Genomic DNA, 25,051 nt, shown 5'->3' on the forward strand with positions numbered 1-25,051 from the left:
GCATCCTGGCCATTCCATATTCGAATACATCCGTGGACACCTTGCGCGCCCTCGAAGCCTTCGTCCACAGCGTGGAACTTGGCAGCCTGTCGGGTGCGGCCCGCGCGCTCGGCACCACGCAGCCCACCGTCAGCAAGCTGGTGGCGGGGCTGGAGCGCTCGCTGGGCGTGCGGCTGCTGCGGCGCACCGCGGCGGGGCTGAGCCTGACGCAGGAGGGGCAGCGCTTTCACGAGCGTGCGCAGCGCGTGCTCGAGGACTACGGCGACGCGGTGTCCGACGCGCGCGAAGGCCTCCAGCAGCCGCGCGGCCTGCTGCGCATGAGTGCCCCGGTCACCATGGGCCAGCGGCACCTCAACGCGATGGCGGTGGAGTTCCTGGCGCTGTACCCCGACATCGAACTGGAACTGGTGCTGGACGACCGCTTCGTCGATCCGCGGGAAGAGCGCATCGACGTGTCGCTGCGCGTGGGCGGTGTGCTGCCGCCCGACCTGGTCGCGCGCCACGTCGGCACCTGGCCGCGTGTGCTGGTCGCCTCGCCGGCCTACGTCGCGGCACGCGGCAAGCCGCGCAAGCCGCAGGACCTGCCGGCGCACGACTACCTGCGCTATGCGCCGGGCGACGACGGCGTGCTGCTGCAGGGGCCCGAAGGCGCGGTCAGCGTGCCGGTGCGCAGCCGCTACCGCGTGAACAACGCCGTGGCGATGCTGGACAGCGTGCTCGCCGGGGCCGGCATTTCATTGCAGCCCACGTGGATGGTGGCCGACCTGCTCGCGCAAGGCCGCCTGGTGCGCGTGCTGCCGCGCCACACCGGCCCGACGCAGGAGGTGCACCTGCTGTATGCCGCGCGCCGCCACCAGCCGCTGCGGGTGCGTGTGTGGGTGGACTTTCTGGCGCAGCGGGTGGCCAAGCTGCCGGGTGCCGTGCGCAAGTAGGGGAGCGACCCTCAGGTGTTGCGCAGTTCGCGCGTACCGGCGGGGGTGTCGGGGCCGGTGCGCAGGCTGCGCTCGATGAACTCGCGCGCAACGGCATCCACGTTGGCCGGTGCCGGCGCGTTGAAGGACATGCGGTACTTCAGCAGCCTGCCGCCGCGCGCCGTGAGGTAGGTGAACGAGTCGTAGACCTTGCCGTCCCGGGCGTTCACCAGGCGGAAGGAAATCGAGCGGAACGCCAGGCCGTCGATGCGCACGTCGCGCGTGGCGCCAATCTTCGCGCTGGCGTACACGCCTTGCGCGGCGGCCCGCTGGACCTCGGCGAGGGTGCTCTTGAAGTGCTCGTCGAACTGCGCGTCGTCCACGCCCGGGCGCCAGTCGGTGCGCTTCATGTCGTACACGTAGACGTCGACCCAGCCGATGCTGCTCTCGAAGCGATGGCTGCGCCCCAGGCCGGCGTTCAGCGCCTCGTAGGACCGGGTGCCCGTGTAGCGCCATTGCACGCCTGTGGGTGGGGCGGTTGCCGGTTCGTAGGCCGCATCGGCGCTGGCTTTTGGCGAATTGCCGGGTGAGGTGCCCGGTGCCGTGGCGCATGCACTCAGCAGGGTGCACAGAAGCAGGGCGTACAACAGTTTCATGGCCGGCTCCGAAGGGGCAGGGAACGACAGCGTCAGTCGATGCGGATCTCGAAGTACGCCTCGTCGGCTTCGCCGAGCGCGCGAAAGCCCGCTGTCTTGGCTGCGTCGTAGGACTTGGCCCAGGTGGCGGCGAGCGCGATTTCGTCCTTGGTCAGTTCGTCCGCGCTCGATTCGCTGGCGTTCTCGAACGCCTTCAGCGCGGGCTCGACGTTCTCGCCAAGGAGCTTGTCGAGTTCGCGGCGGAAACGCGATTCCGCAGAGGTGATGACATCGGCCGGCGCGTCGAGGAAATCGATCAGTTTGACGGTGTAGCTCATGGCCGGATGCTACGTGATCGGGGGGGGAGGAGCGAGGCTGCTTGCGCTCTGGAAAGGAGCCCTGCGCAGGCTTGTTGGAGCGGGTGAAGGGAATCGAACCCTCGTATGAAGCTTGGGAAGCTGCCGTTCTACCATTGAACTACACCCGCATTGTCCTGCTCGCCATGCAACGAGTGGCTGCCTGTCGGCCACATGCCTGCGAACGACGACAGCCGGGGAGTATAGAGCGGTGCGGGCGCCGAAGACGCCGCGCAGTGCTTTTCGTGGCAACACCGCAACCGGCGCAGGGCCTACACCTGCCTGGTGGGCGGTTCCAGCTCCGCGCGCAGCGCGTTGCGCTGTTCGAGCACATTGGCCAGGTTCTCGTGGAAGAGGTCCACATTGGGCATCCTGAAGCCGAGCCAGCCCAGGCCCGGGTGGCGCAGGTTCAGGATCAGGCTGCCATCCGGCTGCATCGACCATTGCCACGCAGGTCCATCGACCTGTGGCGCGCCCTTGATGAACACCGGCAGCGTCTCCGGGAAGGCTGGCTCCATCGTCTTTCGGGTCTCCGCCAGAACGCGGATCAGCCGGTCGAAGGCCTCCGCGGGCTGCAGGGCGCCGGTAGTGGACCAACTGGCGAAGTCGGTGCCGTTTTCGTGGGTCATCTCTACATTCATGAGCTTCATGCCCTGTTCCTTTCAAGAGCGTTCTGCTCGCTCGGCGGAAACGATTTTGCGCGCCGCTCCCGATGGGGTGCAGGGTGTTCAGCAATGCCCGTCGTCTTCCGGTAGTTGATACATCCCGATGCTCGTCTTGCGCCCGGACTGCTTTGTCGACAGTTCCAGCCATGCGAGGCCGACCTCGATGCGCACGCTCGGCGACACGGCGTTGGCCTGGGCGGCGTCCACCACGACGGTGAAACCGTGTTCGCGCAATTGCTCGATGGCTGCCGCATTCGGCGCGGCATCGCGAAAGACGACGCGGTTTGCCAGCCGGTGCGCGTGGAAGAACGCCTCATAGCCGACGCCCGGAAGCGTCTTGGCGACGTCGTTCCATTTCAAAATCAGCCGTGCGCTCTCGGGCCACGGCTGGACCGCCAGCGTCTTGAGCGCTGCAACGACCCGCTCGATCTCTCTTGCGCCTGACATCTCCGCCTCATTTGGTTTTCGGAATGTTAGCTCGCAGCGATGGCGGCTACGACACATGTCCACAGACTTATGACATTTCGGCAATCATTGTTAATACTTGTGATTTAGTTCCTGGGGCTTGGGCGCCTCAGAACTTATGCTGGCCTCATCATGCGAGCGCCTTCCTGTCTCCTCGAACTCCCCGATGGCTGGTCGGCGGACTTCGAAATCATGCGAACGGTCCATGGCTCGTATGCAGGCATCGCCAAGCTCAGTCTTGGGGGCGTTCAGAAATGCGCGCTGGTGATCACGCAGCAGTTGACGTGGGACGGTGCCTTCGAGCGCGCGTGCGTTCGTGCCGCCCACTTCGTCAAGGAATGGATCGCCAGCCCGCGCGAGTGACCGCCATGCCGCGGCGATGTGACATCTGGGAACGTTCTTCACCGAAGCGATGTGAGCGGCGGCGCAGCTCGGGGCGTTGTCACTCCATCGGGGTCCTTCCCGCACTTCTGGAGACGACGTGTCCTTTCATCGAAACACTCTCAAAATTGCCGTGGCGGGCGTGATGGTCGCCGGTGCGCTTTCCGTGGCCACCGCCGCCAACGCAGGCACGAGCTGGTCCATTGGCGTCAACGTTCCCGGCCTCGTGGTGAGCGAGCCGGCGCCTGTGTACTACGAGCCAGCGCCTGTCTATTCTCCGCCGGCGCCCGTCTACTACCAGCCGCCGCCGGTGCGCTACCGGCCGCCCGCAGTCTATGAGCCGGCGCCCGTCTATTACGAGCGCGCCCCTCGATGGGACCGCGAGGAGCATCGTGAATGGCGCCGCCGGGAGTGGGAGCGGCGCGAGCACTATCGCCGCTACCAGGAGGACCGTGACTGAGCGGACCGTCTCGGTTTCTTGGGCAGTCGACGGGCAAAAAAATACCCGCCGGAGCGGGTTCGAGGAGCCCATGTGGGCGCTCTAAGAGAAACAGAGAGCTCTTCTTTTGTGCGGCCCTGTTGCGTGACAGCATCTGCATGTTCGATGGGTATCCGGGGCACGTCTGTCAGTCAGAAACAGTCAGTGGCCGTAGGACACTCCTAGAAACGTGAACTATTTGGCAGTTCTTACGGGCCCCTTGTTCGGCAAGGACCCCGAACGCCAAACTCGCAATCAGGAAGTGTCGGCCCTGTCCGACAAGGTTCTGCTTCCTGAAGCCCTAGATTTTGCGGACTCGCCTCGATGTGCGAGTTCTCTGTGTGTGACAGCACTCAAGAGGTTCACAACCCAGCCAGGCGCTGGGTTTTTTTTGGGACGCGTCACCTGAGCAGCTCGAACTGGAACGCCGTCGTTTGCGGCTTGCTCAGCAGCGGGGCGGTCAGGCCGGTCGCGTGTTCCCAGGCCTCCCGCCACGCACGTGCGTGGGCTTTCTGTGTTTCGGTCAAGGCATCGGTGCCAGACTCGAGCTGACTGGTCCACGCCCGGTAGCACCTGATCACCCGGGACGGTGCGCCGATGTGCTCCTCGAGCAGTCTCAAGAAAGTGAATCGCACCTCCATCAGGTCGCGAATGGAGAGGTCGGAACCGTCCAGTCGTATGGTGTAGGGTTGCTCGCGCTTGGCTGTGTTTTCGAACATCGGACTCGCATGCAAGAAGGCTGCGAGCCAACTTGCCAGGAGCGAACTGCCGCTCTTCCGAAGGTCTCAAGCCTCGCCTCTAGAAAGGGGTGAGCGGCAGATACTAGCGAGGCTTTCGTTGCCGAAATCGGGACGGCCGTCCCGGTTTGTCACTTCTTCAGCCCTGGTTTGTGAATCTGCGGCGTACGTTGTATGCATTCCCCGCCCACTCCTGTGGGGGCAGGTCAGCGCAGAAATACGTGCTGCATGAACTGCCGGATCGGGTACTGGATGACCGTTTGCACCCTTGCAGGCAGTTCCAGCGGCCGCATCAGCATCTTGAGCGTGGTGCCGGCGCTCAGGTTCGTGCGGATGGTGCTGTTCATGCGCGCGCTCAATGCCTGCACATAGGCCGTGTCGCTGGCCCGTTCGGGCGAGCGCGCCTGCACCACGTGCCGGATGGCGCAGTCCGCGTCCTCGCTCTTGAGCTCGAGCGTGCGCCGGCCGATGGTGCCGAAGACGCGGAACCGGCTCAGCCGTTCCTGCTCGCGGTAGCGGCGGAAGAAGCGATAGAAGTGCTTGTAGTGATTGACTTCGTCGGTCGCGATGCGCGTCGCCAGGTCTTGCAGCACCGGCTCGTCGGTACTGCGCGCCATGGCGCGGTAGTAGGTGGCAGTGCCCGTCTCGACCACGCAGCGCGCGGTCATCTCAAGGGCGCGGGTGGGGCCGAGCAGCTCGACCTTGCAGTAGGTCGCGTACTCCTTCAGGAAGCCCTGGTACGCGGTGTCCCATTCGAACTCGGGCCACACGTGGCGCACGTAGGCGCGCAGGGCCTTGCCGTGCTGCAGCTCTTCGAGTTCCCAGTGGTTCGTCAGCCAGTCGGTCACCTCGTCGTCGCCGCGGAAGAAGTCGACCAGGTTCTGCGTATAGAGGTCGGAGCCGCTCTCTATGAAGGAGGCGGAGGTCACCAGGTAGAAGAGGTTCTCGTCCGGGCGGACCTTGTCGAGCGCAATGCGCGAAAAATCGAGGTCTTCGATCTGCCAGTGTTGTTCCGCCTCGTGGCTTGCCATGCGAGCTCCTTGATTCTTTGTGTCCGTACAAGTACGGATGGCGCAGACCGCTTTTGGTTCTCGTTTTTTGCGCCGGGTCACATATTAGCCGCGCCGCCCCGAACCCGGAGTTTGCCCCGGGAAGGCGCGGGCGTCATGGCCAAACCTATAATCGTTTGTTCAAGCAAATCAAGCAGTTAGGCCGGTTCGCCGCAGTGGGTTCGACACAGGGTCGCCATCGCCGGGCCGCCCTCGACAGAAGACGAATCCAAAGATGAGCCAGCCCACATTCACGGTCGCGGACATCCGCAAGACCTTTCTCGATTTCTTCGCTTCCAAGGGCCACACCGTCGTGGCCTCGAGTTCGCTGGTGCCGGGCAACGACCCGACGCTCATGTTCACGAACTCGGGCATGGTCCAGTTCAAGGACGTGTTCCTCGGCGAAGACAAGCGCAACTACGTGCGTGCCGCCTCGGTCCAGGCCTGCCTGCGCGCCGGCGGCAAGCACAACGACCTCGAGAACGTGGGCTACACGGCGCGCCACCACACCTTCTTCGAGATGCTGGGCAACTGGAGCTTCGGCGACTACTTCAAGCGCGAATCGCTCACCTGGGCGTACGAACTGCTGACCCAGGTCTACAAGCTGCCGGCCGACAAGCTCTGGGCCACCGTCTACATCGAGGACGACGAGGCCTACGACATCTGGACCAAGGACATCGGCCTGCCGCCCGAGCGCGTGGTGCGCATCGGCGACAACAAGGGCGGACGCTACATGTCCGACAACTTCTGGATGATGGCCGACACCGGCCCGTGCGGCCCGTGCTCCGAGATCTTCTTCGACCACGGCCCCGAGATCCCCGGCGGCCCGCCCGGCAGCCCCGATGAAGACGGCGACCGCTACATCGAGATCTGGAACAACGTGTTCATGCAGTTCGACATGCAGCCAGACGGCTCGGTCAAGAAGCTGCCCGCACCCTGCGTGGACACCGGCATGGGCCTGGAGCGCCTGGCCGCGATCCTGCAGCACGTGCACAGCAACTATGAAATCGACATCTTCGATGCGCTCATCAAGGCCGCAGCGCGCGAGACCGGCGAGAAAGACCTGTCGAACAACTCGCTGCGCGTGATTGCCGACCACATCCGCGCCACCTCCTTCCTGGTGGCCGACGGCGTGATCCCGTCGAACGAAGGCCGCGGCTACGTGCAGCGCCGCATCATTCGCCGCGCCATCCGCCATGGCTACAAGCTGGGCCAGAAGAAGCCGTTCTTCCACAAGCTGGTGCCCGACCTCGTGAAGCTCATGGGCGACGCGTATCCGAAGCTGGTGGCCGATGAAAAGCGCATCACCGACACCCTGAAGGCCGAGGAAGAGCGCTTCTTCGAAACGCTGGCCAACGGCATGGAGATCCTCGACGCGGCATTGGCTGGCGACGCGAAGACGCTGCCGGGCGAAGTGGCCTTCAAGCTGCACGACACCTACGGCTTTCCGCTCGACCTGTCGGCCGACGTGTGCCGCGAGCGCGGCGTGAGCGTGGACGAGGCCGGCTTCAACGCCGCCATGGAAAAGCAGAAGGCCGCGGGTCGTGCGGCCGGCAAGTTCAAGATGGACCGCAACGTCGAATACGCCGGCGCGGGCAACACCTTCACCGGCTACGAGCACCTCGAGGAAAACGCCAAGGTCGTGGCGCTGTACGTCGACGGTGCGGCCGTGCAGGAACTGAAAGAAGGCCAGGGCGGCATCGTGGTGCTGGACACCACGCCGTTCTATGCCGAGAGCGGCGGCCAGGTCGGCGACCAGGGCGTGCTCGTTGCCGAAGGCGTGCAGTTCGGCGTGGACGACACGCAGAAGATCAAGGCCGACGTGTTCGGCCACCACGGCACGCAGACGCAGGGGACGCTGAAGGTGGGCGACGCGGTCAGGGCCGCGGTCGACATCGAGCGCCGCAACGCCACCATGCGCAACCACTCGGTCACCCATCTGATGCACAAGGCCCTGCGCGAAGTGCTGGGCGACCACGTGCAGCAGAAGGGCTCGCTGGTCGATGCCGACAAGACGCGCTTCGACTTCGCGCACAACGCCGCCGTCTCGCACGCGCAGATCCTCGAGATCGAGAAGCGCGTGAACGCCGAAGTGCTGGCCAATGCGCCGACCCAGGCCCGCGTGATGGACATGGAGTCGGCCCAGAAGACCGGCGCCATGATGCTGTTCGGCGAGAAGTACGGCGAGAGCGTGCGCGTGCTGGACATCGGCTCCAGCCGCGAGCTGTGCGGCGGCACCCACGTGAGCCGCACCGGCGACATCGGCCTGTTCAAGATCGTGAGCGAAGGCGGCGTGGCCGCCGGCGTGCGCCGCATCGAGGCTGTCACCGGCGCCAATGCGCTGTCGTACCTGCAGGACCTGGAATCGACCGTGCACAGCGTGGCCGCCACGCTGCGCACACCGGCCGCGGAACTGCAAGGCCGCCTCACGCAGGTGCTGGACCAGGTGAAGGCGCTCGAGCGCGAAGTGGGTGCGCTCAAGGGCAAGCTCGCGTCGTCCAAGGGTGACGAACTGGTGTCGCAGGCGGTGGACGTCAAGGGCCTGAAGTTGCTGGTCGCCAAGCTCGACGGCGCCGACGCCAAGACGCTGCGCGACACCATGGACAAGCTCAAGGACAAGCTGAAGACGGCCGTCATCGTGCTGGCCGCCGCCGACGGCGACAAGGTGCAGATCGCGGCCGGCGTCACCGCCGACAGCACGGGCAAGGTCAAGGCCGGCGAGCTGGTCAACTTCGTGGCCCAGCAGGTCGGCGGCAAGGGCGGCGGCAAGGCCGACATGGCCATGGCCGGCGGCACCCACGCGGCAGGCCTGGCGGCCGCGCTGCAGTCGGTGCAGGCCTGGGTCGAAGAGCGCGCCTGACGCCACCCGACGGCCCCACCGCACACACGCACCACGCACACACGCACCACGCACTTCATGCAAGAAGACATCCCCGGTGAAGTGCTTGTGATGGGGGCCGGCACCATCGGGTGCTTCATCGGCGGCAGCCTCGCGGCGGCCGGTGTGCCTGTCACGTTCGTCGGCCGCCCGCGCGTGCTCGACAAGCTCGCTGCGCACGGCATGACGCTCACCGACATGGATGGCGCAAAACACACGCTTCCTGCGGCAGGCCTGCAGTTGAGCGAACAGGTGCCGCCCGGCGCGCGGCCCGCCCTGGTGCTGCTGTGCGTGAAGAGCGGCGCCACGGCCGAGGCCGCGGGCGAGCTGGCTTTTGCGCTGCCCGCGGGCACCACGGTGGTCTCGCTGCAGAACGGCATTTCCAACTGTGCCGCCGCGTCGCAGACCGGCCCCTCGCTCAACGTGCGTGCCGGCATGGTCCCGTACAACGTCGCCGAGATCGGCCCCGGCGCCTTTCACCGCGGAACCCCGGGGCGCCTGGCCGCGGAAGACGATTCGGCGCTGCACCCCTGGCTTGCGGTGTTCGCGCGCGCCGGCGTGCCGCTCGACCTGCATCCCGACCTGCTGCCGGTGCAGTGGGGCAAGCTGATGCTCAACCTCAACAACCCGGTCAACGCGCTCTCGGGCCTGCCGCTGCGCGACGAACTCATGCAGCGCGGCTACCGCCGCTGCTTCGCGTCGTTGATCGACGAGGCGTTGAGCATCCTCAACGTGGCGGGCATTGCGCCCGCGCAGGTGGCCGCGGTGCCGGCGCGCCGCCTGCCGGGCGTGCTGCGCCTGCCCGACTGGCTGTTTCGCGTCGTCGCGGCACGCATGCTGCGCATCGACGCCAAGGCGCGTTCCAGCATGGCCGACGACCTGGCGCTGGGCCGTCGCACCGAGATCGACTCGCTCAGCGGCGAGGTCGTGCGGCTCGCGCAGGAGCACGGCCTGAGCGCACCGCGCAACGCGCGCATGGTCGCCTTGCTCGAGGCCTGGCCGCAACAGCCGAAGCGCTGGACGGCACGGCAATTGCAAGATGCGCTCGGCCTCTAGCGCCTGAGCCCTGTACCCTCGGCTGCATCGCGCTGGACGGCGGCTTCAAAGGGTTGATCTCATGCAGGTTCTGATTCTGGGCAGCGGTGTCATCGGCACCTCGGTGGCTTACTACCTGGCGCGCGCCGGGCACGAGGTGACGGTGCTGGAGCGCCAGCCGGCGCCCGCGCTCGAAACCAGCTTCGGCAACGCGGGCGAGGTCTCGCCGGGCTACTCGGCGCCCTGGGCCGGGCCCGGCGTGCCGGTCAAGGCCATCAAGTGGATGCTCATGCAGCACAGCCCGCTGGTCATCAAGCCCATGCTCGACCCCGCCATGTGGCGCTGGGGCCTGTCGATGCTGCGCAATTGCACGCAGGCGCGCTACGAGGTCAACAAGGGCCGCATGGTGCGGCTCGCCGAATACAGCCGCGACTGCCTGAAGGCCCTGCGCGCGGACACCGGCATCGCCTACGACGAGCGCATGCAGGGCACGCTGCAGCTCTTTCGCACGCAGCAGCAGCTCGACGGCACCTCGAAGGACGTCGAGGTGCTGCAGGCCTCGGGCGTGCCCTACCAGGTGCTCGACCGCGAAGGCTGCGTGCAGTACGAGCCCGCGCTCGCGGCGGTGAAGCACAAGTTCGTCGGCGGGCTGCGCCTGCCGGGCGACGAGACGGGCGACTGCTTCAAGTTCACGCAGGCGCTGGCCAGGCTGGCCGAGGCCGAGGGCGTGACTTTCAAATTCGGCGTGACCGTCCAGGCCATCGAACATGATGCGGCCAAGGGCGTGACCGCGGTGCGCACCGACAAGGGCAACTTCACCGCCGAGCGCTATGTTGTCGCGCTCGGCAGCTATTCGCCCGCGCTGGTCAAGCCGCTGGGCATCGACCTGCCGGTGTACCCGGTGAAGGGCTTCTCGATCACCGTGCCCATCACCGATGCGAGCGGCGCCCCCGAGTCGACCGTGATGGACGAAACCTTCAAGGTGGCTGTCACGCGCCTGGGCGAGCGCATCCGCGTGGGCGGCACCGCGCAGCTTTCGGGCTTCGACCTGCGGCTGGACGCCGGCCGGCGCGACACGCTCGAACACGTGGTGACCGACCTGTTCGCCCGGGGCGGCGACGTGCGCGACGCTTCTTTCTGGACCGGCCTGCGCCCCATGACGCCCGACGGCACGCCGGTCATCGGCGCGACCCGCATTCCCAACCTGATGCTGAGCACCGGCCATGGCACGCTGGGCTGGACGATGGCCGCAGGCACCGGCCGCGTGATGGCCGACATGGTGTCGGGCAGGGCGCCCGAGATCGACATGGAAGGGCTCACCGTCGCGCGCTACGGCGGCTGAAGCCGACACTGACCACAGCGACACCGCTCGACCGGGTTGCAGGGTCAGGAAGAAGCCGGCGCGACAACCGCCCCCTCGATGCGGTGACGCTTCAAGGCATCGGCGACGAAGCCGCTGGCCTTCATCTCCTCGACAAAGGCCGCCAGGAATGCCTGCGCCTGCGCGCCCCGGCTGGCCGGCGTCCCCATGGCCTGCTGGATCACCATGAAGCGCCCCGGCAGCACGCGCACGCCGGGTGCGCGCTGTGCCTCGCCTTCGAGCAGCTGGCGAATGCCCGCCGCCACCTCGACCTCGCCGGAACGCAACGCCGCGAGCGCCGGCCCCGCGCCCTGCAGCCGGACGATGTCGGCCGCCTTGATCTCTCGCGTCAGGAACAGGTCGTAGGCACTGCCCGCGCCGACCGAGATGCGGTGGCCCTTTGCATCGACCTGCGCGTTGTCCGTCAGCGCCGACGAGTCAGTCACCAGGTAGCTGCCTTCGATCAGCACGTAGGGCGCGGTGAACAGCAGCCCTTCGCTGCGCGCGGGGTCGACGGCGAAGAAGCCGATGTCGGCCTTCTCGTTCTTCACAGCGTCGACCGACGCGGCGGCCTTCTCGAACACCACCAGCTCGACGTCCACGCCCAGCCGCCGTGCGAACTCTCGCGCCAGGTCGATCGACACGCCGACCGGCTCGCCGGTGGTGGCGTCCTTGTTGGCCAGGATCGGGTTGCCCAGGTTGATGGAGGCGCGCAGCGTGCCGCCGGGCGCAAAAGCAGCGAGGAGGGCGGGGGAAATCAGGGTTGGCTGAGGCTGTGTCATGGCGTTCCACAAGGGGATGGCAGAGGGTGACAAGGGAGCGGCCGCCCAGTTTACGGCGACAGCCTTCCCAATTTCCTACTGGATGTAGGGAAGCGCGCTCACCGGCCCTGCGACAGATTCGCGTAGGCTCGAACGATCCGCAAATAGAACTTGCCTGCAGCCGTGCCGCTTTCCACTTTTCTCGTCGAAGACAACGCTCACATCCGCCAGACACTGATCGCCGCCATGGAGGACGAAGTCGACGTTCACCTGATCGGTACCGCCACCACGGAGGCGGAAGCCGTCGCCTGGCTGGGCGAGAACCCCGGCGCGTGGGACCTGCTGGTGGTCGACCTGTTCCTGCAGGAAGGCTCGGGCCTGGGCATCGTCAAGCGCAGCGGCAAATGCCGCCCCGGCCAGCGCGTGGTGGTGCTGACCAACTACGCCACCGGCGAAATCTCCGACTGGGCGCGGGAGCTCGGTGCGGACGCGGTGTTCGACAAGGCGGTCGAACTCGACGATTTTTTTGCACTGTGCGCCAGCCTGGAAGCGGAATCACGCGCGCGCGGCGGCAACCCCCTGGAGGCGATCGAGCCATGAGCGTGGCCGGTCCCGCCCCTTCGGTGGCCGAGGTGCTGCGCCCGCTGCGCACCGCGACCCATGCGCTGCACGAGGCCCTCGATGCCCGTTTGCCGATCGCCCGCGAAGACGCCTCGCTGGCCGACTACGCAGCCCACCTGCGCGCGCTGCGCCCCTGGCTTGAATCGGTACGCCACGCGCTGGCCGTGTCGGGTGACTCGGGCCTGGGCCGCGTGGCCCGGCGCACCGAGCGCCGCCTGGCCGCGCTCGCGCTCGACCTGGAGGACGCCGGCTCCGCACAGAGCCCGCTGCACGGGGAGGGCGCCGCACCGGCCGATGCCCAACTGCTTGCCGGCCCGGCACGCGACCCCGCCTTCGCCTGGGGGCTGGCCTATGTGCTCGAAGGCTCGCAACTGGGCGGTGCGTCCATGTTCAAGCGGCTCGGCCCGCGGCTGGCACCGCACCCGATGCGCTACTTCCAGCCGGTCGATGCCCCCGAGGGCCTGCCCGCGCAGTGGAAGGACTTTGTCGCCCAGCTGGCCGCGGCGCTGCGCGACCCGGCCGCCGTGCAGGCGGCCCAACGCGGGGCGGTGGCCGGTTTCCGAACCCTGATGCCGCGCTTCGGGCTGACGGCCTGACGCAGTGGCGCTGAACGTATCCGTGCCCATGTCCATGCCCGCAGCATCCACAGCCACCGCCGACGCCCGCACCATCGAGCCCTTGCAGGTCGAGCTGTCCTCCTGCGACCTGGAGCCGATTCGCGTGCCCGGTTCGATCCAGCCGCACGGTCGCCTGCTGGTGCTGCAGCCCGACTCGCTTGCGCCTGTCGCCTGGAGCGAGAACTGGTCCGACGCGCAGCTTGCCGCCGCGCAGCAAGCGCTGCACGACCTGTCGCTGCCCACCCTGCCTTTTCTGCAGGCGGAACACGCCGGGGCCTCGCCGGTGTCGCTCGGCGCGCTCAGGCTGGGCGCTGCCGGCGAACTGTTCGACACCTCGGTGCACCGCAGCGAACGCCACCTGATCGTCGAGTTCGAGCCTGCCACGCCCTCGGGCGGCAACGAGGCGCCGATCTACTCCCTGGGCCGCGTCTTCCTGCCGCAACTGCAGCAGGCGCGCACGGTGCCCGAACTCGCGGCGCTGGCCGCACGCGAGATGAAGCGGCTCACCGGTTTCGGCCGCTGCCTGGTCTACCGCTTCGACGAAGCGGGCCACGGCGAGGTGCTGGCCGAGGAAGCCGACCCGGACTACGACAGCTACGTCGGGCACCACTTTCCGGCCACCGACATTCCACAGCAGGCGCGCGCGCTGTACCTCGTCAACCATTTCCGGCTGATTGCCGACGCCAACTACCAGCCGGTGCGGCTGCGCGCCCACGACGCGTCGCTCACGGCGGCCGACATCGATCTGTCGCAGGCCCAGTTGCGCAGCGTGTCGCCGATCCACCTCGAGTACATGCGCAACATGGGCACGCTGGCGTCCATGTCGGTGTCGATCGTGGTCGACGGCAAGCTCTGGGGCCTCGTGTCGTGCCACGACCATGCACCGCGTTTTCTGGACACGGGCACGCGCCTGGCCTGCGAGCACCTGGGGCAGCTGCTGTCGCTGCAGGTCCAGTCCAAGGAAAGCAACGGCGAGGTGGCCGAGCGGCTCGAACTGCGCCGCCTCACGCTGCAGATCGTCTCGCACCTGGGCGAGAGCGACGCCACCCTGCAGCACCTGGTGGCCGAAGCCTCGCTGATGCTGCGCGTGATGCGCTCCTCGGGCGCAGCCGTGGTGCTGGACGACGAGGTCTGGTGCACCGGCGACGCGCCCGAACGCGCGCAGGTGCAGGAGCTGGCGCGCTGGATCGCGGGGCTGGGCGTGGAGGTCTACGAAAGCGATTCGATGGCCGCGCACTTCACGCCCGCCGAGGCTTTCCGGCGCACGGCCGCCGGTGTGCTGGCCATTTCCATCTCCCAGGTGCACCGCCACCTGATCCTGTGGTTCCGCCCGGAAATCGTGCGCACCGTGCGCTGGGCGGGCGACCCGCGCAAGCCGGAGAGCACCGCCGGCGGCCGCATCCATCCGCGCCTGAGTTTCGCCAGCTGGGTCGAGAACATCGGCGGGCGTTCCAGGCCGTGGTCGGCCACCGAGGTGGGTGCGGCGGGCGAGCTGCGGCAGGCCCTGATCGGCGTGGTGCTGCGCCGCGCCGAGGAGCTGGCGGCGGTGGCCACCGAGCTGGGCCGCGTCAACCAGGAGCTGGAGGCGTTCTCGTACACCGTCTCGCACGACCTGCGCGCACCCATGCGCCACATCGCGGGCTATGTCGACCTGGTGGCGCAGACCGAGGGCAAGCAGTTGAGCGAGCGCGCCCACCGCTACCTGTCGCATGTGAAGGACGCGGCCGCGTTCGCGGGGCAGATGGTCGATGCGCTGCTCGACTTCTCGCGCATGGGCCGCGCCGCGCTCAAGCAGCGCCCCGTCGACACGGCCTCGCTGGTCGATGGCCTTGTGCGAGAGCTGTCGCGCCAGGAGCCGCGGCGCGCCATCGAGTGGCAGATCGACGAGGCCCTGCCGCCGCTGCATGCCGATCCGCTGCTGCTGCAGGTGGCGGTGCGCAACCTGCTGGCCAACGCGGTGAAGTACTCGCGCACGCGCAGTCCCGCCCGCATTGCGGTGCGCGGCATTCGCAGCGACCTGGGCGACGGCCTGGAGGTGCAGGACAACGGCGTGGGCTTCCAGATGAAGTACGCCGACAAGCTGTTCGGCGTGTTCCAGCGCCTGCACCAGGCGGAAGATTTCGAAGGCACGGGCATCGGCCTGGCCAGTGTGAAGCGGATCGTGGAGCGCCATGGCGGCACGGTCCAGGCCCGGGGGGAGGTGGACGCCGGCGCGACGTTCGGCTTCGTCCTCCCGCGCGAGGCCGCTGACAGCACCGCATCGGCACACCCGCCGGCCGCGAACGGAGAAGGACATGCTTAAACCGATCCTGCTCGTCGAAGACGACAAGCGCGACCTCGAACTCACCCTCGTCGCGCTGGAGCGCAGCCAGCTCGCCAACGACGTGGTGGTCATGCGCGACGGTGCGCAGGCGCTCGAATACCTGCTGCGCCAGGGCGAGCATGCCGGGCGCGAGGAAGGCAACCCGGCGGTGATCCTGCTCGACCTGAAGCTGCCCAAGGTCACCGGCCTGGAGGTGCTGCAGGAGGTGCGCGCCAACGCGGCGCTGCGCAGCATTCCAGTGGTGATGCTCACGTCGTCGCAGCAGGAAACGGACGTGGTGCGCAGCTACGAGCTGGGCGTGAACGCCTATGTGGTCAAGCCCGTGGCGTTCGACCGCTTCGTCTCGGCCATTGCCGATCTCGGTGTCTTCTGGGCGGTGCTCAACGAGCCGCCGCCCGGCTCGCTCAAGGCAGTGCGCAAGAATGACTGAATCCGCCGGCGCCCCTGACACCACGCCGCGCGCTCCGCGGGTGCTGATACTCGACGACTCACGCTTCGACGTCGAGTTGCTGACCGAGGCGCTGGCTGCCGCATTTCCGTCCGCGCGCGCGTGTGCGGTGCGCGACGAACGCGGTTTCGTTGAGGCGCTGAACGACGGGCACTACGCGCTGATCCTCTCCGACTACGAGCTGCCCGGTTTCTCGGGTGCGCAAGCGCTGGAAATGGCGCGCCGCATGGCGCCGCAGACGCCGTTCGTCTTCGTGTCGGGCGTGATCGGTGAAGACAACGCGGTGGAACTGCTCAAGCGCGGCGCCACCGACTACGTGAGCAAGGGCCGCCTGTCCCGGCTGCCGGTGGTGGTCCAGCGGGCGCTCAAGGAGTCGGAGGACCGTCGCGCCAAGGCCGACGCCGAGCGCCAGCTGCAGGCTGCGAACGACGCCATCGTGGAGGCCGAGGCGCGCCGCCTCGCGCTGATGGAGCTGGCCGAGCGCATCCGCGACATGGAGGACCCTGGCGACATTGCCTATACGGCCTCCGAGATGCTGGGCCGGCGCATGCGGGTCGACCGGGCCGGCTACGGCGTGGTGGACACCTTTGCCGAGACCATCGCCATCGAACGCGACTGGACGGCGCCCGGCGTCGCCAGCCTGGCGGGGCTGCTGCATTTTCGCGACTACGGCACCTACATCGAGGACCTGAAGCGCGGCGTGACGGTGGCCTTCGACGACGCCTATGCCGACCCGCGCACGCGTGACAACGCCGATGCGCTCGTCGCCATCACCGCGCGTGCCGTGGTGAACATGCCGATCACGGAGCGGGGCGGGCTGGTGGGGCTGCTCTACCTGAACCATGGCCGGGAGCGCACCTGGCTGCGCGACGAGATCGAGTTCATGCGCGAGGTCGGCGAACGTGTGCGCTCGGCCGTGGCGCGGCGCGAGGCGCAGATCGAACTGCAGGCGCTGGCTGCGTCCCTCGAACGCCAGGTGGAGGCACGCACGCACGAGCGCGACCGCACCTGGGCGCTGAGCCAGGACTTGCTGAGCGTGGCCAGCCTCGAGGGCTTCTTCGTGAGCGTGAACCCCGCGTGGGAGGAAGTGCTCGGCTGGAGCGCCGACGAGATCCGCGCCATGCCGTTCCACACGCTGGTGCATCCCGACGACCTGGCCTCGACCCACGCCGAGATGGCGCGGCTCGCCGCCGGCGAACGCTCCACCGGTTTCGAGAACCGCTATCGCACCCTCTCGGGTGCGTACCGCTGGCTGTCGTGGACCGTGGTCCCCGATCGCGGCCTGCTGTATGCGGCCGCGCGCGACGTCACCGAACAGAAGGAGCGCGCGGCCGAGCTCGACGAAGCGCGCGAGCAACTGCGCCAGAGCCAGAAGCTCGAAGCCGTGGGCCAGCTCACCGGCGGGCTGGCGCACGACTTCAACAACCTGCTGGCCGCCATCAGCGGCAGCCTGGAGCTCATGCGCCGGCGCGGCCTGGACGGCAAGCCCGCAGACATGGAGCGCTACCTCGGCGTGGCGCAGGGCGCGGTCAAGCGCGCGGCGGCGCTCACACACCGCCTGCTGGCCTTCTCGCGCCGCCAGACGCTGGAGCCCAAGCCGATCAACCCCAACCGCCTCGTGGCCGACATGGAAGAGCTGGTGCGCCGCACGCTGGGCCCGCACATCACCCTGGAAACGGTGGCCGCCGTGGGGCTGTGGAACGTGCATGCCGACCCGGGCCAGCTGGAAAACGCACTGCTCAACCTGTGCATCAACGCACGCGACGCCATGCCTGAAGGCGGCAAGCTGGTCGTGGAAACCGCCAACCGCTGGATGGACGCGCGCGCCGGGCGCGAGCGCGACCTGCCGATGGGGCAGTACGTGTCGCTCACCGTCAGCGACAACGGCGTGGGCATGCCGAGCGAGGTGGTGGCGCGCGCCTTCGACCCCTTCTTCACCACCAAGCCGATCGGCATGGGCACCGGCCTCGGGCTGTCGATGATCTACGGCTTTGCCCAGCAGTCGGGCGGGCAGGTGCGCATCTACTCCGAAGTGGGCAAGGGCACCTCGGTGAGCATCTACCTGCCGCGCCACGACGCGCAGGAAGAGGCGGCCAGCGCACCCGCCGAGGCCACGCTCGCGCCGCGCGCCGACCAGGGCGACACCGTGCTGGTGCTCGACGACGAGCCCGCGCTGCGCATGATCATCGTGGAGGTGATGCAGGGCCTGGGCTACGCAACGCTGGAAGCCGGCGACGGTGCCGAGGCGCTGCGCATCCTGCAGGCGCCGCGCCAGCGCATCGACCTGCTCGTGAGCGACGTGGGCCTGCCCGGCGGCATGAACGGCCGGCAGGTGGCCGACGCCGCGCGCACCGCGCGCCCCGGCCTGAAGGTGCTGTTCATCACCGGCTATGCCGAGAACGCCGTGCTGAGCCACGGCCACCTGGACCCGGGCATGCACGTCATGACCAAGCCCTTCGAAATGGACGTACTGGCGCGCCGGGTGAAGCAGCTCATCGAGAGCCGCTGACAGCCGCTAGGAGCCGCTAACAGCCGCGAACAGCCGGTCGGGCCCGCTACTTCGCCGTCAGCGGCTCCAGCCCGGTCTTCGCGATCGTGGGTGCGGCTGCGGGGGAATTCAGGTAGCGGATCAGCTGCCGCGCAGCGTCGGGCTGCTTCGACGTGGTGGCGATGCCTGCGGAGAACACCGTCACGCGCTGCACTTGCGCCGGCAGCGGGCCGATGTAGTCGATGCCCGCCACCGGCAGCAACTCGCTGACCTGCTGCAGTCCCAGCGCCGCGTCGCCGCGCGCCACGACGGTGCCCACGCGCTCGCTCAGGATGCGCTTGCTCTTGGGCTTGACCTGGTCTTCGATGCCCAGCGTCTTCAGCAGTTCGGTCTCGTAGTAGGTACCGCTTGCGCTGGCCGAGTAGGCGATCGACGGCGCGGCGAGCAGCGTGCGCTTGAGCGCCTCGACCGTGCCGATGTCGGGCCGGGGCGCGCCCTTGCGCACCGCGAAGCCGATGGCCGAGCGCACCAGGTCGACCTGGCTGCCCGGCACCACCTTGCCCTGTGCCACCAGCGCGTCGAGCGCAGGGCGCGCCAGGATCACCACGTCGGCCGGCTCGTTGCGTGCGAGGCGGCTGGGAATCGAGTCGTCTGCGTTGCCCATCGAGGCGCCGTAGGCCGTCTTCACGCTGCGCCCGCTGCTGCGTTCGAACGCGGGGCGCAGGTCGTTGTAGGCGGCGGTGAAACCGCCCGAGGTCATCACGTGGATGTCGCTGTCGGCGGGCTTGCTGCCGCCGAGGCCGCCGCAGCCCGCGAGTGCCAGGGCCGCGATCAGGGGGAGCGCCGTGCGGCGCGTCAGGGCGAGGAAAGGCTTCATGGGCGTGTCTCCGGAGAAAAGGCCATCGTAGAAGCCGGGGCTGTCATTTCGCCTTCAGGGAATTCGGGGTTAGTACCGAGGTAAAGACCGTCCGCTTTACCCCTGGTTTACCGGACTGCAACGCGCGGGACAGCCGGCACGCCTGAAATGCACGCGGGCCTTTTTGCGGCCCTTGCGATGATTTCACCCAAGGATCCCCCATGATGAAACGACCCCTGCACCGGTTGGCCCTGGCGGCGGCCCTGCTTGCCGTGAGCACCCACGGCTTTGCACAGTTCGGCGGTGGCGGCAGCGGCATGGGCGGTGGCGGCAGGCGCGGGGCGCGGCCCGACAGCGCCGCCAGCCCGCGCAACGGCGACGCGCTCTCCACGCCGGCCACCGCGGCGGGAAAGGTCCGCGACAAGCTCTACGACCTGCGGCTGCAACTGATGATCGAGCCCGCGCAGTCGCCGCTGTGGGACCGGTTCTCCGACGCCGTGTGGGAGCTCGTCGGCCGCGGCGGCATGGCCGGCGCCGCACCGTCGGACGAGCAGACGGCCGTGCAGTTCGCGCAGCAGCGCGCCGTGCAGTTCGCGCAGCAGCGCGCCGCGCAGGCGCAAGGGCGGGCACAGCGCGTGCAGTCGGTGAGCGACGCGCTGTCGGCGCTCTACAACGCCCTGACGCCCGAGCAACGGCACATTGCCGACCAGAACCTGCCGGCCGTCATTCCCTGAATTCCGGCGGGCATCGACCTGTCGTCGGGTCAGGCCGCCAGGTCGAAGCAGCAACCCGCGTAGTAGGGCTTGTCGCCGCCGCTCACGAAGGGCACCTCGATCGGCTTGCCCTCGTTGCGCCACACGTCGCGCTTCTTGTAGCCGGAGCGTGCCAGGTCGGCCAGCAGCTCGTCGTGGTGCTGGATGCGGTAGGGGCACACGGCCACGCCGATGCTGTTGAGCGTGAAGATCGTGCGCTCCGGGTGCACGGCCGTGGTGTTCATGATGATCCGCCTGGGCCTCATGGCCAACGAGGAAAGAATCGCGTCCATGCGCACGGGCAGGTACTGCAGGCTGCCCGAGGCGTACAGCACGTCGCAGCCGCTCGCGTCGCGGTAGTCGGTGGTGAAGGCCAGTTGCGCGGTGGCCTCGCGCTTCACGGCCATCGCGCGGCCGCTCTCGACCACGCCGGGCACATCGCACACGGTCCACCGCAGGGTGTCGGGATAGCTCAGCACGCGGCGGAAGGCGTAGTACTTGATGCCGACGTGGCCGCCCAGGTCGAAGATGCGCGTCAGGCCCGCATCGACGGAGCGGCCCAGCCAGAACAGGCTCGGGTAGTCGTAGAAATAGATCTGCGGGCTGTAGAGCTCGCCCGCGTCGGCGTTGGCGTAGCCCACGGCCTTGGAGGGCGGCGCGCCGGCTTCGGCTGCCGCGAAGCTGTCGAACGACCCCATGAACAGGTTCTCGTCCGTGTTGTCCAGGAACTTGCGCCTGTAGGCGCTTTCGCTGGGTGGGAACCGCAGAAAGCTAGAGAGCATGTTTGTCTCCGGTGGCGCCTTGATTCTGAGCGCGACCGAAGCATTCGAGGCCTAAAGCCATGCGCCTCTGGGGCAGTTACCCCGCAGGGGTTACATACCGCTGGCCAGTGCCGCGGCCGCCGCGCGGGTCTCCACGCCCAGCTTCTCGAAGATGTGCTCCAGGTGCTTGTTCACCGTGCGCGGACTGGTGCCCAGGATCTCGCCGATGTCGCGGTTGGTCTTGCCCTTGGCAAGCCAGGAGAGCACCTCGGTCTCGCGCGGCGTGAGGGCCGCGTCGGCCAGCCGCGCCGACGACGCGCCGCCGGGGCCGTCGCGCTGCATGGCGAACAGCAGCATCGTTTCGCCCAGCGCCGCGGCGCCCAGGTTGCGCACCGACAGGCGCATGCCCGTGGCGGTGCCGATGGCTATGGACGCGCCCGCCGCGAGCGCCGGTTCGAGCGATGCGGGCAGCAGCCCCGGCGCCACCGGGTCTTCCAGCGCATGCAGCCACAGCGCGGCCTGCGGCGAGCGCCAGGCGATGCGCCCGCGCGTGTCGACGAACACCACGCCCATGCCCGCCACGTCGACCGCATCGCGTGCCATGCGCGTGATGCGGGCGTTGCGCGCATGCGTGTGCAGCCGGGCCAGCACTTCCTGCGCGCGAATGGGCTTCACCACATAGTCGACACCGCCGCATTCGAAGCCCTCGACCACGTGCGCGGTTTCCGACAGGCCCGTCATGAACAGCACCGGAATGTGCGCCAGCGCCGGGTTGGCCTTGATGCGCCGGCAGGTCTCGAAACCCGAGAGGCCGGGCATCATGCCGTCGAGCAATATCGCGTCGGGCACCACCAGCTCCAGCCGCTGCAACGCGGCCTCGCCGTCGGCGGCGACCAGCACGGTGTAGCCGCTGGCCTCCAGCGTGTCGCACAGCATGCCCAGGCTGCTGGGGGCGTCGTCCACCACCAGCACCACCGGGCGTTCGGCGTGCTGGCGTTCGGGTTCAGGAGGGAGCGATTGGAGTGTCTGCATCTTCTGCCAGTGCGTTGCGAAGGGTGTCGAGTTCGAAGCGCGCGACCATGCCGCGCAGCCAGGTGCAGGTGGCCGCCGCCGTGGGCGATGCGGCAGCCAGCCGGTCGAGCGCGGTGTGCAGTCCGCGCACATGGCCCATCTGCACCAGGCGCATGAGTTCGGCGCGGTCGTCTTCCGACAGCGCGAGCTGCCGCGGGCGCTGCGGCGCCGCTTCCTCGGTGGCGGGCGGCACCGCATCGGCGGCCGAGAGCCATTCGAGCCCGAGGTGCCGCTCCAGCGTGGCAATGAGCTCCGACTCGATCACCGGCTTGCCCACGAAGGCCTGGCAACCGGCGGCCTGCAGCCGCTCGGGCTGGTTCTCGAACATGTTGGCCGAGACGATGACGATCGGAATGTCCTTGAAGCCCGCGGCGCGCACCGAGGTGGCGGTCTGCCAGCCGTCCATGTCGTCCATCGTCAGGTCGAGCAGGATGGCCGAGGGCAGCTCCTCGCGCAGGCTGTCGAGGCACTCGGTGCCGCTGGCGGCCTCGCGCACGGCAAAGCCCAGCGGCGCGAGCATGCCGGCCAGCATCTGGCGCTGCACCGGCTGGTCGTCGACCACCAGCAGCGTGCGCCGCGCGCCCACGTAGCCCGACACGGGCTGGCGAAAGTTGAGGCCCTTGGCCTGCGGCCCGGGGTCGGCCACCGCGCGCAGGTACACGCGCACGCTGAAGGTGCTGCCTTGCGACGAGGTGCTGGCCAGCTTCAGCTCGCCGCCCATCAGCGAGGTCAGCAGGCCGGTGATGGTGAGGCCCAGCCCCGTGCCCGGCTCGCCGCGCCGCCGGCCCGCCGCCCCGCGCTCGAAGGGCAGGAAGATGCGCTGGTGGTCCTGCGGCGCCACGCCGATGCCGGTGTCGACCACGTCGAAGCGCAGCACCTCGCGCCGCGCATCGACATGCAGCGTGACGGTGCCGCTGTCGGTGAAGCGCACGGCGTTGGTCAGCAGGTTGATGAGCACCTGGCGCAGCCACTTGGCGTCGGCATGCACCCACGGCGGCAGCCGGCCCGCGTGCGTGTAGACGAAGGCCAGGCCCTTGTTCTCCGCCTGCGGGCGCACCATGTGCACCAGCTGCTCCAGAAAGGCCGGCAGCGCCAGCGGCGCGGGCTCCAGCTGCAGCCGGCCGGCCTCGATGCGCGCAAGGTCGAGCAGCCCGTCGATCAGCCCCAGCATGTGCTCGCCGCTGCGGTGGATGGTCTGCACCGCCTCGCGCGGCGGCGAGGCCGCATCGCCCTTGAGCAGGATCTGCGAGTAGCCCAGGATGCTGTTGAGCGGCGTGCGCAGCTCGTGCGTCATGCCGGCCACGTAGCGCGTCTTGGCCTGGTTGGCGGCCTCGGCGGCTTCCTTGGCGGTCTGCAGGGCCGCGTCGGTGCGGCGGTGCGCCTCGATCTCCAGCGCCAGCAGGTTGTTGTGGCGGTTCGATTCCTCTTGCGCCATCTGCCGGCTCTCGCTGCCCAGCACCACCCACCAGGCGGCCACCGCGGCCACCACCGACAGCAGCGCGAACACCTTGAGGAAGGCCGTGGCCATGGTCGAGTCGCTGGTGCCCGCGAGCGCCTCCTGCGCATACACCACGCCCACCACCGTGGCCAGCAACGCAATGAGCGAGGTGGCAATCAGCAGGTAGTGCGCCACGCGAAAGTTCAGCCGCGCCGACAGCGCCGGCGGCAGCAGTGCCTGCAGCCAGCCGCTCATCTGCTCGGCCGCGCGCGAGTCGGTCTTGCAGCGGTCGTGGCAGCGCGATTCGAGGGTGCAGCACAGCGAGCAGATCGGCGCGCTGTAGGCCGGGCAGTGCGCCATGTCTTCGGACTCGAAGCTGTTGTCGCACACCGAGCACTTCACGCTCTGGCCCGGCGCCCAGCGGTCGATGTCGGTGCGCGCGAGGTAGTAGCGCCCGCGCGTCTTCCACGCCAGCAGCGGCGACACCGCCATCGCCGTGACCAGCGCGATGAAGGGCGAGAAAGCGCGGGCCCAGTGGCCCAGCGCGCCGGAGTACGCCAGCATGGCCAGGGCGGCCGCTACCAGCATCGCGACCAGCCCCACGGGGTTGATGTCGTACAGGTGTGCGCGCTTGAACTCGATGGTCTTGGGGCTCCAGCCCAGCGGCTTGTTGATGACCAGGTCGGCCACCAGCGCACCTACCCACGCGATGGCGATGTTGCTGTAGAAGCCCAGCACGTGTTCCAGCGCCGAGAACACGCCCAGCGCCATCAGCAATATCGCAATGACCACGTTGAACACCAGCCACACCACGCGCCCCGGGTGGCTGTGCGTGAGCCGCGCGAAGAAGTTCGACCACGCGAGCGAGCCCGCATAGGCGTTGGTCAGGTTGATCTTCATCTGCGAGACCACCACGAACAGCACCGTGATGCCCAGCACCCAGGCCGGGTCGCGCAGCACGTACGAAAAGCCCGTGAGGTACATCTGCGTGGGCTCGACCGCGTGGTTGGCCGGTATCTCGTGCTGCAGCGCCAGGAAGGCGAGAAAGGCGCCGCCCATCATCTTCAGCATGCCTGGCACGATCCAGCCCGGCCCGGCGATGAGCACCGCCGCCCACCAGCGGCCGCGGTTGGCGGCCGTCTTCTCGGGCAGGAAGCGCAGGTAGTCGACCTGCTCGCCGATCTGCACCACCAGGGAGAAGGCCACGGTGGCGGCGGCGCCGAACATCAGCGGGTCGAAGCCGCTGCTGTCCGAGGTGCGGCCCACCAGGCTGGTGAAGTCGGCGTACAGCTCGGGCTTTTTCACCAGCACCGCGATGAAGGGGCATACGAACAGCACGATCCAGATCGGCTGCGTCCACAGCTGCAGCCCCGAGATGAGCGTGATGCCGCGCGCCACCAGCGGAATGATCACGATCGACGACACCATGTACAGCAGCCACAGCGGCCAGTCGAGGTACATCTGCAGCGCCAGCGCGAGGATGGCGGCCTCGAGCGCGAAGAAGATGAAGGTGAAGCTCGCGTAGATCAGCGACGTGAGCGTGGAACCCAGGTAGCCGAAGCCCGCGCCGCGCGTGAGCAGGTCCATGTCCACGCCGTGGCGCGCCGCGTAGTACGAGATGGGAAGCCCGGTCAGGAAGGTGATGAGCCCCACTACCAGGATGGCCCACAGCGCGTTCGAGAAGCCGTAGCTCAGCGCGATGGCCCCGCCGATGGCCTCCAGCGCCAGGAACGAGGTGGCGCCGAAAGCCGCGTTGGCCACGCGGAACTCCGACCACTTGCGAAAGCTGCGCGGCGTGTAGCGCAGGGCGTAGTCCTCCAGCGTTTCGTTCGCGACCCAGGCGTTGTAGTCGCGGCGGATGCGAAAGATCTTCTGTCCGGAGACGGATTGCATGGCGGGTTCTCGCGGCGGCGGTGGCATGGGGCGGGTACAGCAAGAAGCGCTCCCTGTGCCCTTTTTTCCGCC

General features: G+C 68.3%; 23 protein-coding genes and 1 tRNA gene. 12 read left to right on the forward strand and 12 right to left on the reverse strand.

Annotation, left to right across the window (positions count from 1 at the left end; all coding sequences use genetic code 11):
- Window positions 1–32: 32 nt before the first annotated feature.
- Window positions 33–932, forward strand: a complete 900-nt coding sequence (locus ACSFBM_RS05505; RefSeq protein ID WP_435483463.1) for a LysR family transcriptional regulator — start codon at window positions 33–35, stop codon at window positions 930–932.
- Between the two features lie 11 nt (window positions 933–943).
- Here the strand turns inward: ACSFBM_RS05505 and ACSFBM_RS05510 are convergent, their stop codons facing one another.
- The 5 genes from ACSFBM_RS05510 to ACSFBM_RS05530 form a co-directional block, all read right to left on the reverse strand.
- Entirely contained in the window at window positions 944–1,567 is a 624-nt protein-coding gene (locus ACSFBM_RS05510; RefSeq protein ID WP_435483464.1) for a hypothetical protein, read from the reverse strand.
- Window positions 1,568–1,599: 32 nt separating this feature from the next.
- Window positions 1,600–1,884, reverse strand: a complete 285-nt coding sequence (locus tag ACSFBM_RS05515; protein ID WP_435483465.1) for a hypothetical protein — start codon at window positions 1,882–1,884, stop codon at window positions 1,600–1,602.
- 75 nt (window positions 1,885–1,959) lie between these two features.
- Window positions 1,960–2,033, reverse strand: a tRNA-Gly gene (locus tag ACSFBM_RS05520).
- A 141-nt stretch (window positions 2,034–2,174) separates the two neighbouring features.
- Window positions 2,175–2,552: a hypothetical protein gene (locus ACSFBM_RS05525; protein WP_435483466.1), complete on the reverse strand. Its 378-nt coding sequence runs from the start codon at window positions 2,550–2,552 to the stop codon at window positions 2,175–2,177.
- 78 nt (window positions 2,553–2,630) lie between these two features.
- A complete protein-coding gene (locus ACSFBM_RS05530; protein ID WP_435483467.1) occupies window positions 2,631–3,014 on the reverse strand; it encodes a hypothetical protein in 384 nt (127 codons plus the stop codon).
- 150 nt (window positions 3,015–3,164) lie between these two features.
- On the opposite strand from ACSFBM_RS05530, the gene ACSFBM_RS05535 reads away from it, so the two are divergent.
- On the forward strand, window positions 3,165–3,395 hold the full coding sequence (locus tag ACSFBM_RS05535) for a hypothetical protein (protein WP_435483468.1): 231 nt from the start codon (window positions 3,165–3,167) through the stop codon (window positions 3,393–3,395).
- Window positions 3,396–3,513: 118 nt separating this feature from the next.
- Complete coding sequence (locus ACSFBM_RS05540; RefSeq protein WP_435435723.1) at window positions 3,514–3,873, forward strand: hypothetical protein; 360 nt, start codon at window positions 3,514–3,516, stop codon at window positions 3,871–3,873.
- Window positions 3,874–4,292: 419 nt separating this feature from the next.
- On the opposite strand, the gene ACSFBM_RS05545 is transcribed toward ACSFBM_RS05540, so the two are convergent.
- Together ACSFBM_RS05545 and ACSFBM_RS05550 are read right to left on the reverse strand one after the other, a co-directional pair.
- Window positions 4,293–4,610: a hypothetical protein gene (locus ACSFBM_RS05545; protein WP_435483469.1), complete on the reverse strand. Its 318-nt coding sequence runs from the start codon at window positions 4,608–4,610 to the stop codon at window positions 4,293–4,295.
- Window positions 4,611–4,834: 224 nt separating this feature from the next.
- Window positions 4,835–5,659 (reverse strand): ferritin-like domain-containing protein, encoded by an 825-nt coding sequence (locus tag ACSFBM_RS05550; RefSeq protein ID WP_435483470.1) that lies wholly within the window; start codon window positions 5,657–5,659, stop codon window positions 4,835–4,837.
- Between the two features lie 253 nt (window positions 5,660–5,912).
- Between ACSFBM_RS05550 and alaS the strand changes: the two genes are divergently transcribed.
- The 3 genes from alaS to ACSFBM_RS05565 all read left to right on the forward strand — a co-directional run bounded on the left by alaS (window position 5,913) and on the right by ACSFBM_RS05565 (window position 10,932).
- The gene (gene alaS, locus ACSFBM_RS05555; protein ID WP_435483471.1) at window positions 5,913–8,537 is read left to right on the forward strand and encodes an alanine--tRNA ligase; all 2,625 of its coding nucleotides are present in this window, start codon (window positions 5,913–5,915) and stop codon (window positions 8,535–8,537) included.
- A gap of 57 nt (window positions 8,538–8,594) precedes the next feature.
- Entirely contained in the window at window positions 8,595–9,611 is a 1,017-nt protein-coding gene (locus ACSFBM_RS05560) for a 2-dehydropantoate 2-reductase (protein ID WP_435483472.1), read from the forward strand.
- Between the two features lie 61 nt (window positions 9,612–9,672).
- The gene (locus ACSFBM_RS05565; RefSeq protein ID WP_435483473.1) at window positions 9,673–10,932 is read left to right on the forward strand and encodes a D-amino acid dehydrogenase; all 1,260 of its coding nucleotides are present in this window, start codon (window positions 9,673–9,675) and stop codon (window positions 10,930–10,932) included.
- A 44-nt stretch (window positions 10,933–10,976) separates the two neighbouring features.
- Here the strand turns inward: ACSFBM_RS05565 and ACSFBM_RS05570 are convergent, their stop codons facing one another.
- Complete coding sequence (locus tag ACSFBM_RS05570) at window positions 10,977–11,732, reverse strand: transporter substrate-binding domain-containing protein (RefSeq protein WP_435483474.1); 756 nt, start codon at window positions 11,730–11,732, stop codon at window positions 10,977–10,979.
- Between the two features lie 162 nt (window positions 11,733–11,894).
- Here ACSFBM_RS05570 and ACSFBM_RS05575 point away from each other — a divergent pair, with 162 nt between their 5' ends.
- Genes ACSFBM_RS05575 through ACSFBM_RS05595 form a run of 5 tightly spaced genes read left to right on the forward strand, consistent with a single transcriptional unit; the run spans window position 11,895 to window position 18,229 of the window.
- Window positions 11,895–12,311, forward strand: a complete 417-nt coding sequence (locus ACSFBM_RS05575) for a response regulator (protein ID WP_435483475.1) — start codon at window positions 11,895–11,897, stop codon at window positions 12,309–12,311.
- Window positions 12,308–12,928: a biliverdin-producing heme oxygenase gene (locus tag ACSFBM_RS05580; protein ID WP_435483476.1), complete on the forward strand. Its 621-nt coding sequence runs from the start codon at window positions 12,308–12,310 to the stop codon at window positions 12,926–12,928. The genes ACSFBM_RS05575 and ACSFBM_RS05580 overlap by 4 nt, the downstream gene beginning before the upstream one ends.
- A 28-nt stretch (window positions 12,929–12,956) precedes the next feature.
- Window positions 12,957–15,251, forward strand: a complete 2,295-nt coding sequence (locus ACSFBM_RS05585) for an ATP-binding protein (RefSeq protein ID WP_435483477.1) — start codon at window positions 12,957–12,959, stop codon at window positions 15,249–15,251.
- Entirely contained in the window at window positions 15,244–15,702 is a 459-nt protein-coding gene (locus ACSFBM_RS05590; RefSeq protein ID WP_435483478.1) for a response regulator, read from the forward strand. Before ACSFBM_RS05585 ends, ACSFBM_RS05590 begins: the two co-directional genes overlap by 8 nt.
- Window positions 15,695–18,229 (forward strand): response regulator, encoded by a 2,535-nt coding sequence (locus ACSFBM_RS05595; protein WP_435483479.1) that lies wholly within the window; start codon window positions 15,695–15,697, stop codon window positions 18,227–18,229. The genes ACSFBM_RS05590 and ACSFBM_RS05595 overlap by 8 nt, the downstream gene beginning before the upstream one ends.
- A gap of 46 nt (window positions 18,230–18,275) precedes the next feature.
- On the opposite strand, the gene ACSFBM_RS05600 is transcribed toward ACSFBM_RS05595, so the two are convergent.
- Window positions 18,276–19,085: a substrate-binding domain-containing protein gene (locus ACSFBM_RS05600; RefSeq protein WP_435483480.1), complete on the reverse strand. Its 810-nt coding sequence runs from the start codon at window positions 19,083–19,085 to the stop codon at window positions 18,276–18,278.
- 200 nt (window positions 19,086–19,285) lie between these two features.
- Between ACSFBM_RS05600 and ACSFBM_RS05605 the strand changes: the two genes are divergently transcribed.
- Window positions 19,286–19,798: a Spy/CpxP family protein refolding chaperone gene (locus tag ACSFBM_RS05605; protein ID WP_435483481.1), complete on the forward strand. Its 513-nt coding sequence runs from the start codon at window positions 19,286–19,288 to the stop codon at window positions 19,796–19,798.
- A gap of 29 nt (window positions 19,799–19,827) precedes the next feature.
- Here ACSFBM_RS05605 and ACSFBM_RS05610 read toward each other — a convergent pair whose 3' ends face one another.
- The 3 genes from ACSFBM_RS05610 to ACSFBM_RS05620 form a co-directional block, all read right to left on the reverse strand.
- Window positions 19,828–20,598: a TIGR04325 family methyltransferase gene (locus tag ACSFBM_RS05610; protein WP_435483482.1), complete on the reverse strand. Its 771-nt coding sequence runs from the start codon at window positions 20,596–20,598 to the stop codon at window positions 19,828–19,830.
- 90 nt (window positions 20,599–20,688) lie between these two features.
- A complete protein-coding gene (locus ACSFBM_RS05615; RefSeq protein ID WP_435483483.1) occupies window positions 20,689–21,609 on the reverse strand; it encodes a response regulator in 921 nt (306 codons plus the stop codon).
- Window positions 21,581–24,979 carry a hybrid sensor histidine kinase/response regulator gene (locus ACSFBM_RS05620; protein ID WP_435483484.1) on the reverse strand — a complete coding sequence of 1,133 codons (3,399 nt, stop codon included), beginning with the start codon at window positions 24,977–24,979 and terminating at the stop codon, window positions 21,581–21,583. The genes ACSFBM_RS05615 and ACSFBM_RS05620 overlap by 29 nt, the downstream gene beginning before the upstream one ends.
- Between the last annotated feature and the right edge of the window lie 72 nt (window positions 24,980–25,051).

The organism is Variovorax pasteuri (assembly GCF_051216435.1).
GTDB lineage: Bacteria > Pseudomonadota > Gammaproteobacteria > Burkholderiales > Burkholderiaceae_C > Variovorax.

Coding starts and splice junctions, on each gene's coding strand:
- ACSFBM_RS05510 (WP_435483464.1), bottom strand. CDS start 1,567: ATGAAACTGTTGTACGCCCTGCTTCTGTGCACCCTGCTGAGTGCATGC.
- ACSFBM_RS05515 (WP_435483465.1), bottom strand. CDS start 1,884: ATGAGCTACACCGTCAAACTGATCGATTTCCTCGACGCGCCGGCCGAT.
- ACSFBM_RS05525 (WP_435483466.1), bottom strand. CDS start 2,552: ATGAAGCTCATGAATGTAGAGATGACCCACGAAAACGGCACCGACTTC.
- ACSFBM_RS05530 (WP_435483467.1), bottom strand. CDS start 3,014: ATGTCAGGCGCAAGAGAGATCGAGCGGGTCGTTGCAGCGCTCAAGACG.
- ACSFBM_RS05535 (WP_435483468.1), top strand. CDS start 3,165: ATGCGAGCGCCTTCCTGTCTCCTCGAACTCCCCGATGGCTGGTCGGCG.
- ACSFBM_RS05545 (WP_435483469.1), bottom strand. CDS start 4,610: ATGTTCGAAAACACAGCCAAGCGCGAGCAACCCTACACCATACGACTG.
- ACSFBM_RS05550 (WP_435483470.1), bottom strand. CDS start 5,659: ATGGCAAGCCACGAGGCGGAACAACACTGGCAGATCGAAGACCTCGAT.
- alaS (WP_435483471.1), top strand. CDS start 5,913: ATGAGCCAGCCCACATTCACGGTCGCGGACATCCGCAAGACCTTTCTC.
- ACSFBM_RS05560 (WP_435483472.1), top strand. CDS start 8,595: ATGCAAGAAGACATCCCCGGTGAAGTGCTTGTGATGGGGGCCGGCACC.
- ACSFBM_RS05565 (WP_435483473.1), top strand. CDS start 9,673: ATGCAGGTTCTGATTCTGGGCAGCGGTGTCATCGGCACCTCGGTGGCT.
- ACSFBM_RS05570 (WP_435483474.1), bottom strand. CDS start 11,732: ATGACACAGCCTCAGCCAACCCTGATTTCCCCCGCCCTCCTCGCTGCT.
- ACSFBM_RS05580 (WP_435483476.1), top strand. CDS start 12,308: ATGAGCGTGGCCGGTCCCGCCCCTTCGGTGGCCGAGGTGCTGCGCCCG.
- ACSFBM_RS05585 (WP_435483477.1), top strand. CDS start 12,957: ATGTCCATGCCCGCAGCATCCACAGCCACCGCCGACGCCCGCACCATC.
- ACSFBM_RS05590 (WP_435483478.1), top strand. CDS start 15,244: ATGCTTAAACCGATCCTGCTCGTCGAAGACGACAAGCGCGACCTCGAA.
- ACSFBM_RS05595 (WP_435483479.1), top strand. CDS start 15,695: ATGACTGAATCCGCCGGCGCCCCTGACACCACGCCGCGCGCTCCGCGG.
- ACSFBM_RS05600 (WP_435483480.1), bottom strand. CDS start 19,085: ATGAAGCCTTTCCTCGCCCTGACGCGCCGCACGGCGCTCCCCCTGATC.
- ACSFBM_RS05605 (WP_435483481.1), top strand. CDS start 19,286: ATGATGAAACGACCCCTGCACCGGTTGGCCCTGGCGGCGGCCCTGCTT.
- ACSFBM_RS05610 (WP_435483482.1), bottom strand. CDS start 20,598: ATGCTCTCTAGCTTTCTGCGGTTCCCACCCAGCGAAAGCGCCTACAGG.
- ACSFBM_RS05615 (WP_435483483.1), bottom strand. CDS start 21,609: ATGCAGACACTCCAATCGCTCCCTCCTGAACCCGAACGCCAGCACGCC.
- ACSFBM_RS05620 (WP_435483484.1), bottom strand. CDS start 24,979: ATGCAATCCGTCTCCGGACAGAAGATCTTTCGCATCCGCCGCGACTAC.